Below are 14,147 nucleotides of genomic sequence, written 5' to 3'. Positions count from 1 at the left end.
TCCTCCTATTACTTATTTAACCAACATCTGCTTAATACGTTTGAAATCTGTGTTGTGTACAGTAGCAGATTTTCTCAAATGACGTTTCTGTTTCTGTGTTTTCCCATGGAAACGGTGAGAAGTATAAGCGTGACTTCTTTTTAATTTTCCAGAACCTGTCTGTTTAACACGTTTTGCAAGTCCTCTATGTGATTTCATCTTTGGCATAAGTAGTACCTCCTGTTAATAACTATTTCTTCTTTGGTGCCAGAACGCAAGACATTGTATTTCCTTCCAGAACCGGTTTCTTTTCTACAACCGCAATGTCTCCAATTTCTTCTGTGAAGCTATTCATAATTTTCTTACCAACATCAAGTCTTGTAATCAAGCGTCCTCTAAAACGCATATCTACTTTGACTTTCATTCCGCCTTCAATCCATTTACGTGCATGACGCATTTTTGTTTCAAAGTCGTGTCTGTCAATAACTGGTGACAAACGAATTGGTTTTACCTCAGTAACATGCTGTTTCTTTTTCGCTTCTTTTGCTTTCTTTTGCTGTTCAAAACGATGTTTTCCATAATCCAGCACCTTACATACCGGTGGTACAGCCTTTGGAGCTACACACAGTAAATCTAAATTCTGATTGTATGCAATTTCCAAAGCTTCACGACGCATCTTAATACCAAGTTTTTCTCCGTCTGCATCAATAACCATAACTTCTTTAAACTTGATTTTTTCATTTACCAGATCATCGTTTACATTGTTAGGAATAACTCTCTTATTTATAATAGACACCTCCAATTGCCATAAGAAAAGCGGGTACTCATATGCACCCGCTAAAATAATCATCGTTACGTTTCGATTGATGTAGCATTTACCTATGTCTTAAGACATCAGGTGAGAAGGGGTGCTTCTAACTTTCCACTAACTTTTCTGCTTGCTTATCATAACACATAGCTTTCTTCACGTCAAGCACTATCTTAAAATATAATCAGATTTTCCAACATAACCGATTCCAGAAACCTGTAAGCCCTGCTGTACTTCCCCATTTTCCAATGCTTTTTGAATAGCTTTCGCATTCACACTAAATTCCATGACTTTCTTTATTTTTTGATCATCTAGGATTTCCTTTTGTAAATGATGTTCCACACAGCGCTCTACTATCGGAAATGACTGCAGCTGGGATTGATATAACTCCCTTGTTTTATGATCTTTTTGAATAAGAAACAGTTTCTCACCAAATTCTACACCCATATAATACGCTTTTGTATATAACTCAGGTATAAAATAAAGGACTTCATACACTAAAGATGTATCTTTATAACGTTTTAAAAGTTTTTGTCGAATTTTTTGATATTCTTCTTTATTATCACAATTCTCCAGCAAGGCAATCGTTTCATACGTCAATTTACTAATGGTTTGATTGTCAATATCACTTTCAATATACGTATCTTCATCTTGCATCAGAAATATCCATTGTCTCTCTGTACAAACATCCCCTATACAATCCCACTCTCCTGTAATAGAAAGAAGCTTTCTTGACATTTCCCTGCTTTCTTTACCATTAAACATTACCTCGCATTCTACTTCTCTTTTCTGTTTTGAAGCAAACACTTTCACTGCATATACTTTTCTATTTCCCAAGCGCAATGATAAATCGTTTTTTAGCAGATTCCAATAATCACTTTCTTCAATTCCTTCTTTTTTTCCAATTCCTCCAAGAGGACTTTTCCATACATGAAAACGATGCATCTCCTGTGTAAAGATTTCAACTGTATCAATATACGACTCTTTATTACAAACCTTTAAGTAAACCTGCAAAACCTGCTCATAAAACTGTTCACAAGCTGAATAATATACCTCATCTTTACTATCCCCTACAGCTGCGATAACCTCGCTGACTGGTTCATCTAGCCACTCATGATGAAGCTGAAAAACAATTTGTGCAACATTATCCTGAAAAGACAATACATCCGCATACACATAAATATCTTCATCTTCTAAAATAAATGCATTTTGAAATACAACACCATCCCCACATATAGAAACCAAATTCTCCAAAAGGCCTTCATTTTGAACATCATTATTTGATGATGCAATTTCTTTCATTTTTCTTTTTTTCTTAAAAAACATACAATCACCTACTTCTTGTAAGATTTTTTATTATTTAATTATACATCATTCTTTTATATCTTTCTAGAAATAGAAGAGAAAATCCCATTAGCTTTCATACAAAAAAAATAAAACCCCTTAAATAACTACTATTTAAAGGGTTGTCTTATTATATTGGTGACTCCTTAGGGAATCGAACCCTAGACCCACTGATTAAGAGTCAGTTGCTCTGCCAGCTGAGCTAAGGAGTCATTTGCTTGCTTAATTATTATACATCAGCCGTTATGCAAAAGCAATCTTTTTTTATTCTTATGATAAAAAAAACAGTATAGACATAACCCTCTCGTGTCAACGTATTGACACTATAATTTTTAACATTATTTTTAGTTATGAGTGTAGTGGAATTATACATAATTCTACGTATGATAAAAGCTTTCCTAAAATTAACCAATAAAACTATCTATAAGCATTTTAGCACATTTCTTTCATCTCGTTGACTATAAATTCTTTTAGCTTTTGTTTATTTGGAAGATGTAACATATATGTAGAAACAAAGAGTTGATTATCCATTCCAGACAATGCGTACTCGACCATTCCATTTCCTTTATCAGTACAAAGAAGTATCCCTATTGGTGGATTATCGCCATCATTCATTTCATGTATTTTTATAGTATCCGACATAGGCATTTAACTGTCCTAAATCTTCATGTCTGAACTCATCATTTTTAAGTTCAATAATAACATTGCAATGCAATATTCTATTATAGAAAACCAAATCTACAAAATAGTATTTGTCATCAATGATGATTCTCTTTTGTCTTGCTCCAAAGCAAAACCCTTGTCCTTATTCAAGCATGAATTCCTGTAAGTTATCCATTAAAGCTTGTTCTAAGTCGGTTTCAGATACACTCTCCTTTGCATCGAGTCCAAGAAATTCAAAGGTAAATGGATCTTTAATTATTGGTACAAGAATATTTTCTTTGCTCTTTGATATTTCCATTAACTGCTCTGGATTTTTACTAATACCTTCAAAATAATTATTTCCAGACCTTTTATTGATCTTTATCCAGCAGTTTATTAGCTGAAGAACTAATGCTTCATTTAAACCTATTTCTCTTGCAAGTGTTTTATTGGCAAGTATCGGTTGTTCATCAAACAAATACATACTCATAATTTCTCCCTCCTTTCATTTTGGGTAAAGAAAAAGACGATAGTTTGTATTCCATCGTCTTCGTTTTACCATGTTATATTTCTTTTAATTTCTCTTTTCCGTATTCAAGATATGCCACCATCCACATTGCAATCTTAGGCAATCCATAAGGACTTATTAAAAACGCAATAATAAGTGCTTCTATTCCAAGTTTCACTTCACCTTGAATAATGCAAGCCAACGCTCCAAGGATTACTAGAAATGAGAATAATCCTAGAATTGTTCCACCAATCGTTACGATAAACTTTGAAAAAGCAATCAGTAATGAAAGAATAAGAATAATCGGAAACAAGATGATTCTTAGTAACAGTTTCATTTTATTCTTCCTTATCATCATCTTTATCATTTGGAATTTCTTTTGCCACATCTCCAATCAGTTTACCAAAATCAATTGCATTTTTTGATGTAATAACTGGTTCTCCTGTTTCTTTTTCAAGGGTTTCCCTTGCGACCTTTGCTACATTACCACCTCTTTTAGCAACTTTCTTATTTTCTTCTAACCCTTGAGGATTTGAAGTATTTGCAATATCTTTTGTAGCTGTTTCTGCCAGCATATTAAGGATAAGTTCTGTAGTCGACATATTATCTCTTAAATTTTGCTTTTTAAGTCCTTTTAAATCTTTGTACTATCTTGTTGTCATACCTGACCAAGCTTTTGAAATTTCATTGGTTAAAATGGCATATTCTCTTCCTTGCTCAATACCATGTTCATTCCAAGTATCAGTTAATTCTTTTCTTACTTGAATAGCTTGTAATCTTTGATTGATCCATTCTTTTGAATATCCTTTTTTCGCATATGTTTCTAACGCTCTATCAATCGTAAGTTCTGGATCAATGATTTCATCAATTCTTTCCTTACCGACTTCGGCTAGCCACATTTTAAATGGTTCAGCTTTTGGCGATGGAATTGATTGTATAATACGAAAAATACCTTGCATATCAGCAACATCCGTATTGTACTTTTTTCCATCAGAAGATTCTAATTTCAGTTGTCGACAAATTGTCGACAACTCACTTTTCTCTTCATCTGTCATTCTTTTTTTGACCCTATACCAATAATCTCGTGGGTTCTTGCTTTCTGTAAGAACTCCAACCACATCTACTACACTGAAATACCATTCTTCTTTTTCATTGTCCCAAGCGGAACGTATTTGATTTCCTTCAAATAATTTAATTTCGTTTTCCAAAATAGTTCCCCCTTTGAGTTGATGTACTGTTTACAACAACCATTATACAATAGTCGCTCAAAGCAGCACACCAACTATTTGATTTTTCAGCTTTTATCTTTGGTAGAAGTCTAAAAACCTTTGTATCTACTTGGCTATTTGCCTCTGTCATTGTTATGACACGAAACCCCCATACTGTTTCTTACAAATTTTGTTTCTTTAAAACTTCTCTCCACTTTTCAAATAAAACATCTTCTTTTATCGAACGATTTGCATTGCTTGTGCTTGGAAGATATACACAGGAAAGAGAAAGATGAGAAAAGTGTTTCTGATACAAATCATAGCTTTTTCTTCCATTGCATATCACAAACTGTATAGAAGGATATTTTTCCAGTAACTCTTGGATTGGGTTTACTTTTTCATTATGTATCTTGGAATCTAAACTTCCTTCCCTTTCACATTCTCCAATCACATCCCATAGCAGAAGATGATGAGAATAAATAATTTGTTTCTTTTCTTCATAAGTAGAAATCGGCATTTCGAATACATCACTCATAATTTTCCAGAAACGATTATGTGCATATCCATAGTATTCCTGTTTCTCAAGTGATACTGCACTTGGCATAGAGCCTAGAATCATTACTTTAGGCTCTTTGGATATGATAGGATCAAAACCTTTTAACACTCTTCGACTCCAATCAAATCATGTGGAAGTGCATCTGTAATACGTACCTTTACAAAGCTGCCAAATTCAATAAAACGATCACTTGTAAAAATGACAATACCATCAACTTCATCTGGTGCACTGCTTTTTCCACGTCCTCGATATTTTCCAGTTAATCCTTCCTGATCTTCTACCAGAACTTCTACAACTTCACCAATCATCTTACGCTGATTTTCTAATGAAATTTCTTCCTGACGTGCCATTAAAGTTTCTAGACGCTTCTGTTTTACATCTTCATCAACTGCACCTGACATATAATATGCTGGTGTATCTTCTTCAGGAGAATATGTAAATGCCCCCATACGATCCCAGTGCACATCTTCTACAAACTGCATCAGATCTGCAAAATCTTCATCACTTTCAGTAGGGAATCCTACAATAAAGGTAGTACGCAATGTTGGATAAGCAAAGGTAGAGCGAATCTTTTTACAAAGTTCTAATACATCCTCTTTATGTCCTCTGCGATTCATCAATTCCAGCATACGATTATTTGCATGCTGCATAGGAATATCAAAATAAGGAACAACTTTAGGAAGCTGTGCCATTCCTTCAATTAATTCATCATCAATTTCATCTGGATACATATACAGAATACGAATCCAATGGAAACCTTCAATTTCATGCACTTTTTTCAACAAATCTAATAAACTGCGTTTTCCATACAAGTCTACACCATATTTTGTTGTATCCTGTGCAATCAAAACCAATTCTTTTACTCCTTTATTTGCCAGCTCTTTTGCATCTTCTACCAGCTTTTCAATAGGGAATGATACATTTCCACCACGAATCAAAGGAATTGCACAATATGTACAGCGATTGGAGCATCCTTCCGCAATCTTTAAATATGCAGTCCAAGGTTTACTGGATACCAGACGTTCACATTTATTATAGCTAACCAAATCTTTACCATCTAACAGCTGTGCCAAGATTTCATGAAGATGCGGGTATTCTTTGATACTGATTACTGCATCAATCTCTGGAATTTCCTTTTCCAGTTCTTCTTTATAACGCTGTGCAAGACATCCAACAACAATTAGACGTTTACAGTTATGTTTTTTATATTCTGCCATTTTAAAAATAGTCTGAATGGCTTCTTCTTTTGCGGAATTGATAAATCCGCATGTATTGATAATAATGGCTTCTGCTTCATCTGCATTATGAACAAGTTCATGATTGCCACTTTTCAGCATTCCCATCATTTTTTCACTGTCTACTAAATTTTTACTGCACCCCAAAGAAATAAAACCTATTTTCACATGTATCACCTCGCGTAATACTATAACATGATTTTTCTTGCAGGTAAAAGAAAAACATTCGAATACGCATAAAAAAAGGATAAGGTCCTGCCTTTATGCAGAACCTTATCGAAGAATTATAGGGGATAGAATGATGATACGCAAATAGGGATATTTAAAAGGGATCTTTACGTATACATAGCAGTGATTACTGCCACTTATAAAATACAATATAGAATTTAAAAAAGATGTCGAATATTGAACTTATTTCTAAATTTTTACGATATTTACAAATGTAGGTATCATATCCAGAAACTCTTGATAAGATACATGCTGCATGCATCCATCTTCTATATATGGCACAAAGCAGCATCCCCTGTTATCATAAATAACATCATATGCATCTTTTTTTACATAAAAAATAGAAATCGGTATTTTATAACGCGTTTGATTTCCATTTACCAAATGATCTTCATAAGCGTAGTGTGTACTCACATAAACAGGATGATCAATTCCTTCTACACATATTTCTCCACTTTCTATGGATGGCAAATAAAAATCGGTTTCATCTAAACTTATATACATATTTGGAAATTGTTTTTGTGCATATTCTAAAATTTCTTCTGTCTTTAAATTTGTAATCTGCATGTCTTACACCTCTTTATGATTATACCATGTAAGCTCTTTTTCTTCTAAGGAAAATATCATATCACATAATTTTGAGTGTTTTTATGCAGAACACACATAATTTAACATAGTTTCAACATACTTATATGATAACTTTATCCTATACTATAGTCAGCAGATAGATAATAGTTATCTGCTGTATGATTATTTTCCCCTCTATAAATAATATTCATACTTTCTCCCTTTCATAAACTTTATAATTATTAAGAAGTGCACTTCGAATAAAAGTGCATTTCTTTTGTTTTATCCCCCACATAATTTAACATAGTTTGGACACACTTTTGTGACAAGATAGTACTATACTATAAGTACAGATAGAAAATATCTGTAATATAATTTTCCCCTCTATAAATTATATTCATACAACTCCCTTTAAACTTAATAATGAAAAGAAGCACATATGTGCTTCTTTTCATTATCTCTTATAACATTTTTTCTAATGCTTCTTTTAATTGTGGTGCTGGAACATATCCCTGCATTTTCCCTACAGGCTGTCCATCTTTAAATACGATCATTGTAGGAACAGACATAATGCCAAACTGTGCAGCCAAATCTCCATCCTGATCAACATCCACCTTTACAATTTCCACTTTGCCAGCCAATTCTTCACTTACCTGTTCCAATACTGGACTTAGCATTTTACAAGGCCCGCACCAAGTCGCAAAAAAATCAACCAAAACAACACCTGAAGAAATTGTACTTTCAAATTCATTTCCATTTATAATTTTCATAATGACACCTCCATCGTTATTAACAGTATAGCACACTATTTTCTTAACATGCATTCATATGCCTAAGAAAACAAATATTTTAAGATTGCCTGTGCAATCCCATCTTCTTCATTGCTTAAAGTAACAGCATCTGCTGCTTCTTTAACTTTAGGAAGTGCATTTGCCATTGCAATTCCTATCCCGCATTCTCTAAGCATTTCTATATCGTTTTCTCCATCTCCAAATGCCATGACATTATCGAAAGATATTCCAAGATTATCACATAACTCTTTCAAGCCACTTGCCTTTGTTACATCTTTCATCATAATTTCCAGCCATTTCTTTGTGGTTCGACCTACCCAGTATGTATCTTTAAAATGCTTAGCAGCTTCCCTGCTTACTTTATCCATTACTTCTGGATGATACGTAATGGAAACCTTGTTTAAATCACATGTAATCTCTTGTGCACTTTCAATATAGTAAATATTAGGATAACCTTTTCGATTATCATAAACAAATTCAAATGCTCCACCAGTATACGGTATATCTTTAGGAAGATGATGTTTGGCTATGTACTGTTTCTTTTCTTCTAATATTTCTTTTGGATTATAATCGTACATACCATCATCCAAATGCCCAATTATTTCTACTTTAAATTGTTGAAAATAACGAAAAATATGCTGTGCATCTTCTTTTGGCATTCTTTTTCTAATATGACGTTTTTGTTCTTTCACATCATAAATCGCCATACCATTTACTTCAATTAAATATCCACCATATATATCCATCTGCAACTCTTTCGCATATTCCATAAGTTTACAATAGCTTCTTCCACTTGCTAAAGCTAAACGAATTCCTTTTTTCTGTACACGTAAAAGTATTTCTTTTGTTTTTTCAGATATTTGATTATTGCTTTTTAAAAGCGTTCCGTCCATATCCATTGCGATTAATTTAATATCCATATTTATTTCCTCCAAAGCTATTATACAATCCTTTTCTCTTTACGCAAATAAAAAACATGCTATACTTTTAACTGTTGGAGGGATGTAGGATGAAAATACAAAAAACAAATGCTATGCGCATTTTAGATAAAGCCAGCCTGCCGTATGAAGTATTTACTTATGAACATGGAGATGGTGCAGTCGATGGCATCAGTGTTGCGAAATTATTAAACCAAAAAGAAGAAACGGTTTTTAAAACATTAGTAACGATAGCAAACACAAAGGAGTATTTTGTCTTTGTAATACCTGTTGCCCATGAATTAAATTTAAAAGCCTGTGCAAAAGCGGCAGGGGTGAAATCAGTAGAAATGATTCATGTCAAAGATATTAATAAAATCACCGGCTATATTCGCGGAGGCTGTTCTCCTATTGGAATGAAAAAAGCATATACTACCTTTATTGAAGAAAGCTGTCTGCAACATGATACAATTATTTTTTCAGCAGGCAAGATTGGCTATCAAATTGCCATGAATCCAAAAGAACTTATGAAACTTATTCATGCACAATGTGCCCATATCATAAAAGACTAAAACCAGCAATCGCTGGTTTTATTTATGCAGTACATATTTATCAAGAGCTTTCGCAATCCCCATATTATCATTGGTATCTGTTACATCATAGGCAATCTGCTTCAAAGAATCCATAGCATTGCCCATCGCAATGCCATATTTTACATGTGCAAACATAGAAAGGTCATTTTCCGCATCTCCAAAAGCCATCATCTCATCAGAGGAAATACCTTCTTTTTCTCCTATTTTAGATAGTGCACTTCCCTTGCTTACACCTTTAGGCATAACTTCAATCCATGCTTCCCCTACCTTCACGATATCATAGTCCTCTAATTCTTCTTTTATTACAGGTAAATACTTTTTGAAAAAAGAAGCAGTTTGAATCAATACAAACTTATTGATATCTTGTGTGATTTCAAAATTTTCATCATGAATCGTAATAAATCTTCTCTTCCCCTGATTAAACCCATAATCCATTGGCTTTCCATGAAGCATACTGTTTAATTTCTTCATAAAACGTAAACGACGAGATATATAATCATAATGATCATAACCGCAGCAGCTAATAGCTTCAAAATTATATTTTTTTGCTACTTTCATGATATGACGGGCATCATTTCCATCAAACACATCATCTACCGTATATTCTTTTCTTTTAAAATCATAAATGATTTGTCCATTTACTCCCGCAACATAATGATTTCCATTTTCTAATCCCAATGGTTCACTTACAAAGGTAATTCCACCTTTATCCCTTCCTGTCGCAATAACAATATGAACTCCCATTTTCATAGCTTCCTGCAGCTTTTCTTTTGTCAAAGGATCGATCGTTTTTTCACTTGTCAAAAGTGTTCCATCTAAATCCAGTGCAATCAGCTTGATTGTCATATTTCTTCCTCCTCATCTATAAAAAAAGTCTTTTTGAAAGACTTTTTTATAGTTTCGCTGCAGCAGCTTCATCTACGATAACAACTACATCGTTATGATTTTGCAATACAGAAGCAGGACAATTAGGATCAACAGGACCATTTACCATAGCTGCAACTGCATCTGCTTTATTAGCACCTGAAGCAACCAATAGAATTTTTTTCGCTTTCATGATTGTCGCAATACCCATTGTGATTGCCTGTGTAGGTACTTTATTAATATCATTTTCAAAGAAACGAGCATTGTCAGAACGTGTTTTTTCAGTTAAATCAACAATATGAGTTTCTTCTGTAAATGGAGTACCAGGTTCATTGAAACCAATGTGCCCATTTCCACCAATTCCCAATACCTGAATATCTACCTGTACATTTTCCATTGCTTTTTCATAAGCTTGGCAATCTTCTTTTGTATTTCCATATGGAACATGAATTTTATCTTCCGGCAAATCAATTCCATGGAATAAATTTTCATGCATAAATGTCCAGTAGCTTTGTTCGTGGTTACGATCAATTCCCACATATTCATCTAAGTTAAAAGACTGGCACTGTGCATAGCTTGTACCATTTTCTTTATGATCTTTAATCATATTTTCATATAATCCAATTGGACTAGAACCTGTCGCAAGACCAAGAACTGCATCTTTTTTAGAAGTAACAACTTCTTTCATCACTTTAAAAGCCTCTGCACTGACTTCATCATAGTTTTTTACTTTAATTACTTTCATTTCCTAATTCCTCCAATTTCTATCATTATCATACCATCATTATACCTTGTTTTCAATGTAAGAATAGGAAAAAGGGAAGGATTAAAAACTATCCTTCCAAGTTATTTCTTTCAATCCAATCCCAAAAACGATCAGGCTGTGCCGGGGTAAATCCTTTTTCCCCATCTTTCACTTCCCCATTTTCAATATAGTAATAATGAGGCGTCTGATCTGGTCTGCTTACATATTTTGATAATGCATCAACATCTTTTTGTAAACTATCCACACTGCTATCATCCATCACAGCATTATTAATTACCACTTCATGATCATCCAATGTAGAATGCAAATATTCTAATAAAGCTTCACAATATCCGCATTTTTTTCTTGTCACCAAAAGCACAAAACTTTGCTTTTCTTCAAATTTTACAATCGCATCTTCTACACCTATTTCCTGTATCTGAGCATTGTTTTGCTTTTGACATCCACCTAGCAGCAAACAGCTTATAAACATACAAATGATTCCTATTTTTTTCACTGTCGTTCTCCTTTTTACATCTTTTTATAATATTTAATTGTATAAAATCTATTTAATCTTTAATACACGCATAGAATTTAATACCGCTAATAAAGCAACACCAACATCTGCAAATACACCCATCCACATATTTGCATAACCAGCTACTGCAAGTATCATTATTAAAACTTTAATTCCTAAAGAAAACGCAATGTTTTGATTTAAAATTTTCATTGTTTCCTTAGCAAGATGAATAGCATATGCAAGAGCATTTGGATCATCTTTCATCAAGACAATATCAGCAGCCTCAATTGCGGCATCGCTTCCAATTCCTCCCATAGCAACTCCAATATCCGCTCTGGCAAGCACAGGTGCATCGTTGATTCCATCTCCTACAAACACCAATTTTCCATTTTCTGTTTCTTCTTCAAGAAGTTCTTCTACTTTCTTTACTTTATCATCAGGAAGCATCTGCATATAAATTTCATCCAGTTCTAATTTAGAAGCCAAAGCCTCTCCTGCTTTTTGATGATCTCCACTTAGCATAACAATACGAGAAACCCCTTGTTTTTTTAATTGTGCAATTGCCTCTTTGCTTGTTTCTTTGACTTCATCATCAATTACCAGATACCCTAGGTACACTTTATTTTTAGAGACATATACGATCGTTCCTGTATGATCAAAAACAGGACAGTTAATATTGTTTGTTTCCATAAATCGATGATTTCCTATCATAAGTTCATCCTCATCGAAATATACACAAACCCCATTTCCTGCAAATTCTTCATATTTGCTCAATCGTTTGGTATCTATCTGTTTTCCATAAGCATTTCTTATAGACTGCGCAATGGGATGATTGGAATATGCTTCTGCATAAGCTGCAAGCTGCAGCAATTCCTCTTTGTCTTCTGCATGAATTTCAACAACTTGAAAACTTCCTTTGGTAAGTGTTCCTGTTTTATCAAAGACCACACAATCCACCTTTTGTAAAGCTTCCAGATAGTTTCCTCCCTTGATTAAAACACCATTTTTACCAGCAGCACCAATCCCTGCAAACAATCCTAAAGGAATGGAGATTACAAGGGCACAAGGACAGGATACAACTAAAAATGTTAAAGCACTTTCAAGCATCGCATGAAACTCTACACCCTCAATAAACAAAGGTGGAACAATAGCCAAAGCAAGTGCTAAAAACACAACAATCGGTGTATAGATTTTCGCAAATCGTGTAATAAATTTTTCCATTGGCGCTTTTTTGCTGGAAGCATTTTCTACAAGTTCTAAAATACGAGAAACCGTAGAATCTTTGTATTCATGTGTTACCTCTAAAACCAAAAGACCACGCAAATTAACACTTCCTGCAAGCACTTCATCCCCCGCATGTACTTCCTGTGGCAGTGATTCTCCCGTTAATGCAGAGGTATCTAAACTTGTACTTCCTTCCACAACAACACCATCCAAAGCAACACGCTCTCCTGCTTTGACCAGCATTTTAGAACCAACTTTTACTTCTTCTGGTTTTACTGTTATTTCTTTCCCATTATCTTCAATACAAGCGTATTCACTTTTTAAATTCATTAAAGAAGAAATGGATTTTCTAGAACTGTTTACTGCATAAGACTGCAGCATTTCTCCAACTTCATAAAAGATCATGACCGCAACAGCTTCTTCATAATCTCTTAAGTAAAATGCTCCTAAAGTCGCAATGCTCATTAAAAAGTTTTCATCAAACAGCTCTTTACGTCCAATATTTTTTACAGCAGTATACAATACACGACATCCTGCGAAAAGATAACTCAAAATAAAAAGCCATTCTATTTTTGTAAAAGCCGCAATCACAAACAAAATGATTCCTAAAAACAATTTCCAGTTTTTTTGGATAGATAAAACACTTTCTTCTTTACCATCTGTTTTTTCAAATTGTACACTGACTCCATCTTCCATTTTCTCTGCTGCTTCTTTGATATTTTGAAATGTTTCTTCTTTGTGTGAAACATCTTTTACTTCTACAAATAAAATTCCTTGCGAAAAATCAAGAACTGCTTCTTTTACATTTTCCATATGCTTTACATGTTCTTCAATTTTTGCGGCACAATTCGCACAGTCTAATCCTGTAATATATAATTTTTCCATTTTTTTATGAACTTGAATCTCTTTGTGTTCATGACTATGCTCACAACTGCATGTATGATGATGTTCATGGTGATGCTCATGAGAACATTCTTGATGTAGATGTTTTTCCATAATAACAGCTCCTTTCTACTCTTTTTCTAAAATATGAGATAATCCCGCATCATAAATCATTTGAATATGGTCATCATCTAACGAATAATATACATTTTTTCCACTTCTTCGATAACGAATCAAGCGATTTTGTCTTAACAAAGACAACTGATGCGATACTGCTGAATGTGTCATATCTAACAAATAGGCAATATCACACACACAAGCTTCTTCTTTAAATAAAATACTTAGTATTTTTAATCTTGTTGGATCAGAGAACATTTTAAACAAAGTTGATAATTGCTGATACTGTTCCTGCGATAACATGCTCTCCTGTATTCTTTTTATAGAATCTTCATGAATTTTTATTTCTTCACAAGCGAATATATCTTTTTTCATAAGCTTCTCCTTTCAACATATGAACATTTGTTCATATGTATTAT

At 33.7% G+C, this 14,147-nt stretch carries 20 protein-coding genes and 1 tRNA gene; 1 reads left to right on the top strand and 20 read right to left on the bottom strand.

Going from position 1 to position 14,147, the window contains the following annotated elements; all coding sequences use genetic code 11:
• Positions 1–12 precede the first annotated feature (12 nt).
• The 15 genes from rpmI to A9CBEGH2_RS00820 form a co-directional block, all read right to left on the bottom strand.
• On the bottom strand, positions 13–207 hold the full coding sequence (gene rpmI / locus A9CBEGH2_RS00885) for a 50S ribosomal protein L35 (RefSeq protein WP_115714410.1): 195 nt from the start codon (positions 205–207) through the stop codon (positions 13–15).
• Between the two features lie 22 nt (positions 208–229).
• Positions 230–829 carry a translation initiation factor IF-3 gene (gene infC / locus A9CBEGH2_RS00880; RefSeq protein ID WP_115714409.1) on the bottom strand — a complete coding sequence of 200 codons (600 nt, stop codon included), beginning with the start codon at positions 827–829 and terminating at the stop codon, positions 230–232.
• 126 nt (positions 830–955) lie between these two features.
• Positions 956–2,113 carry a DUF6348 family protein gene (locus A9CBEGH2_RS00875; RefSeq protein WP_163104131.1) on the bottom strand — a complete coding sequence of 386 codons (1,158 nt, stop codon included), beginning with the start codon at positions 2,111–2,113 and terminating at the stop codon, positions 956–958.
• Between the two features lie 154 nt (positions 2,114–2,267).
• Positions 2,268–2,343, bottom strand: a tRNA-Lys gene (locus A9CBEGH2_RS00870).
• A gap of 220 nt (positions 2,344–2,563) precedes the next feature.
• Complete coding sequence (locus tag A9CBEGH2_RS12650) at positions 2,564–2,746, bottom strand: PDDEXK nuclease domain-containing protein (RefSeq protein ID WP_163052710.1); 183 nt, start codon at positions 2,744–2,746, stop codon at positions 2,564–2,566.
• A gap of 1 nt (position 2,747) precedes the next feature.
• Positions 2,748–2,894, bottom strand: a complete 147-nt coding sequence (locus A9CBEGH2_RS12645; protein ID WP_408609173.1) for a PDDEXK nuclease domain-containing protein — start codon at positions 2,892–2,894, stop codon at positions 2,748–2,750.
• Positions 2,895–2,936: 42 nt separating this feature from the next.
• The gene (locus A9CBEGH2_RS12760; RefSeq protein ID WP_163052620.1) at positions 2,937–3,263 is read right to left on the bottom strand and encodes a PDDEXK nuclease domain-containing protein; all 327 of its coding nucleotides are present in this window, start codon (positions 3,261–3,263) and stop codon (positions 2,937–2,939) included.
• 73 nt (positions 3,264–3,336) lie between these two features.
• Complete coding sequence (locus A9CBEGH2_RS00850; protein WP_163052619.1) at positions 3,337–3,618, bottom strand: CD1845 family protein; 282 nt, start codon at positions 3,616–3,618, stop codon at positions 3,337–3,339.
• A 1-nt stretch (position 3,619) separates the two neighbouring features.
• The gene (locus A9CBEGH2_RS12470) at positions 3,620–3,883 is read right to left on the bottom strand and encodes a hypothetical protein (RefSeq protein ID WP_232057295.1); all 264 of its coding nucleotides are present in this window, start codon (positions 3,881–3,883) and stop codon (positions 3,620–3,622) included.
• A gap of 45 nt (positions 3,884–3,928) precedes the next feature.
• On the bottom strand, positions 3,929–4,489 hold the full coding sequence (locus A9CBEGH2_RS12465; RefSeq protein WP_232057294.1) for a BRO-N domain-containing protein: 561 nt from the start codon (positions 4,487–4,489) through the stop codon (positions 3,929–3,931).
• 181 nt (positions 4,490–4,670) lie between these two features.
• On the bottom strand, positions 4,671–5,153 hold the full coding sequence (locus A9CBEGH2_RS00840; protein WP_163052617.1) for a DNA-deoxyinosine glycosylase: 483 nt from the start codon (positions 5,151–5,153) through the stop codon (positions 4,671–4,673).
• Positions 5,147–6,448: a 30S ribosomal protein S12 methylthiotransferase RimO gene (gene rimO / locus A9CBEGH2_RS00835; protein WP_163052615.1), complete on the bottom strand. Its 1,302-nt coding sequence runs from the start codon at positions 6,446–6,448 to the stop codon at positions 5,147–5,149. The genes A9CBEGH2_RS00840 and rimO overlap by 7 nt, the downstream gene beginning before the upstream one ends.
• Before the next feature lie 249 nt (positions 6,449–6,697).
• Positions 6,698–7,075: a hypothetical protein gene (locus tag A9CBEGH2_RS00830; protein WP_118278044.1), complete on the bottom strand. Its 378-nt coding sequence runs from the start codon at positions 7,073–7,075 to the stop codon at positions 6,698–6,700.
• Positions 7,076–7,536: 461 nt separating this feature from the next.
• A complete protein-coding gene (gene trxA, locus A9CBEGH2_RS00825; protein WP_115714404.1) occupies positions 7,537–7,845 on the bottom strand; it encodes a thioredoxin in 309 nt (102 codons plus the stop codon).
• A 62-nt stretch (positions 7,846–7,907) separates the two neighbouring features.
• Complete coding sequence (locus A9CBEGH2_RS00820) at positions 7,908–8,786, bottom strand: HAD family hydrolase (protein ID WP_163052613.1); 879 nt, start codon at positions 8,784–8,786, stop codon at positions 7,908–7,910.
• An 89-nt stretch (positions 8,787–8,875) separates the two neighbouring features.
• Between A9CBEGH2_RS00820 and ybaK the strand changes: the two genes are divergently transcribed.
• Positions 8,876–9,355 (top strand): Cys-tRNA(Pro) deacylase, encoded by a 480-nt coding sequence (ybaK, locus tag A9CBEGH2_RS00815; protein WP_163104130.1) that lies wholly within the window; start codon positions 8,876–8,878, stop codon positions 9,353–9,355.
• Positions 9,356–9,373: 18 nt separating this feature from the next.
• Here the strand turns inward: ybaK and A9CBEGH2_RS00810 are convergent, their stop codons facing one another.
• The 5 genes from A9CBEGH2_RS00810 to A9CBEGH2_RS00790 all read right to left on the bottom strand — a co-directional run bounded on the left by A9CBEGH2_RS00810 (position 9,374) and on the right by A9CBEGH2_RS00790 (position 14,103).
• Complete coding sequence (locus A9CBEGH2_RS00810) at positions 9,374–10,222, bottom strand: Cof-type HAD-IIB family hydrolase (RefSeq protein ID WP_115714401.1); 849 nt, start codon at positions 10,220–10,222, stop codon at positions 9,374–9,376.
• 46 nt (positions 10,223–10,268) lie between these two features.
• On the bottom strand, positions 10,269–10,985 hold the full coding sequence (gene nagB / locus A9CBEGH2_RS00805; protein ID WP_115714400.1) for a glucosamine-6-phosphate deaminase: 717 nt from the start codon (positions 10,983–10,985) through the stop codon (positions 10,269–10,271).
• An 88-nt stretch (positions 10,986–11,073) separates the two neighbouring features.
• On the bottom strand, positions 11,074–11,502 hold the full coding sequence (locus tag A9CBEGH2_RS00800; protein WP_115714399.1) for a hypothetical protein: 429 nt from the start codon (positions 11,500–11,502) through the stop codon (positions 11,074–11,076).
• A 48-nt stretch (positions 11,503–11,550) separates the two neighbouring features.
• Positions 11,551–13,725 (bottom strand): heavy metal translocating P-type ATPase, encoded by a 2,175-nt coding sequence (locus A9CBEGH2_RS00795; RefSeq protein WP_115714398.1) that lies wholly within the window; start codon positions 13,723–13,725, stop codon positions 11,551–11,553.
• Between the two features lie 15 nt (positions 13,726–13,740).
• Positions 13,741–14,103: an ArsR/SmtB family transcription factor gene (locus A9CBEGH2_RS00790; protein WP_115714397.1), complete on the bottom strand. Its 363-nt coding sequence runs from the start codon at positions 14,101–14,103 to the stop codon at positions 13,741–13,743.
• Positions 14,104–14,147 lie beyond the last annotated feature (44 nt).

The sequence above is a fragment of the Amedibacterium intestinale genome (assembly GCF_010537335.1).
Taxonomy (GTDB): domain Bacteria; phylum Bacillota_I; class Bacilli_A; order Erysipelotrichales; family Erysipelotrichaceae; genus Amedibacterium; species Amedibacterium intestinale.
Note: the sequence above shows the minus strand (reverse complement) of the source record. Positions and strands in the feature narration are given on the sequence as shown.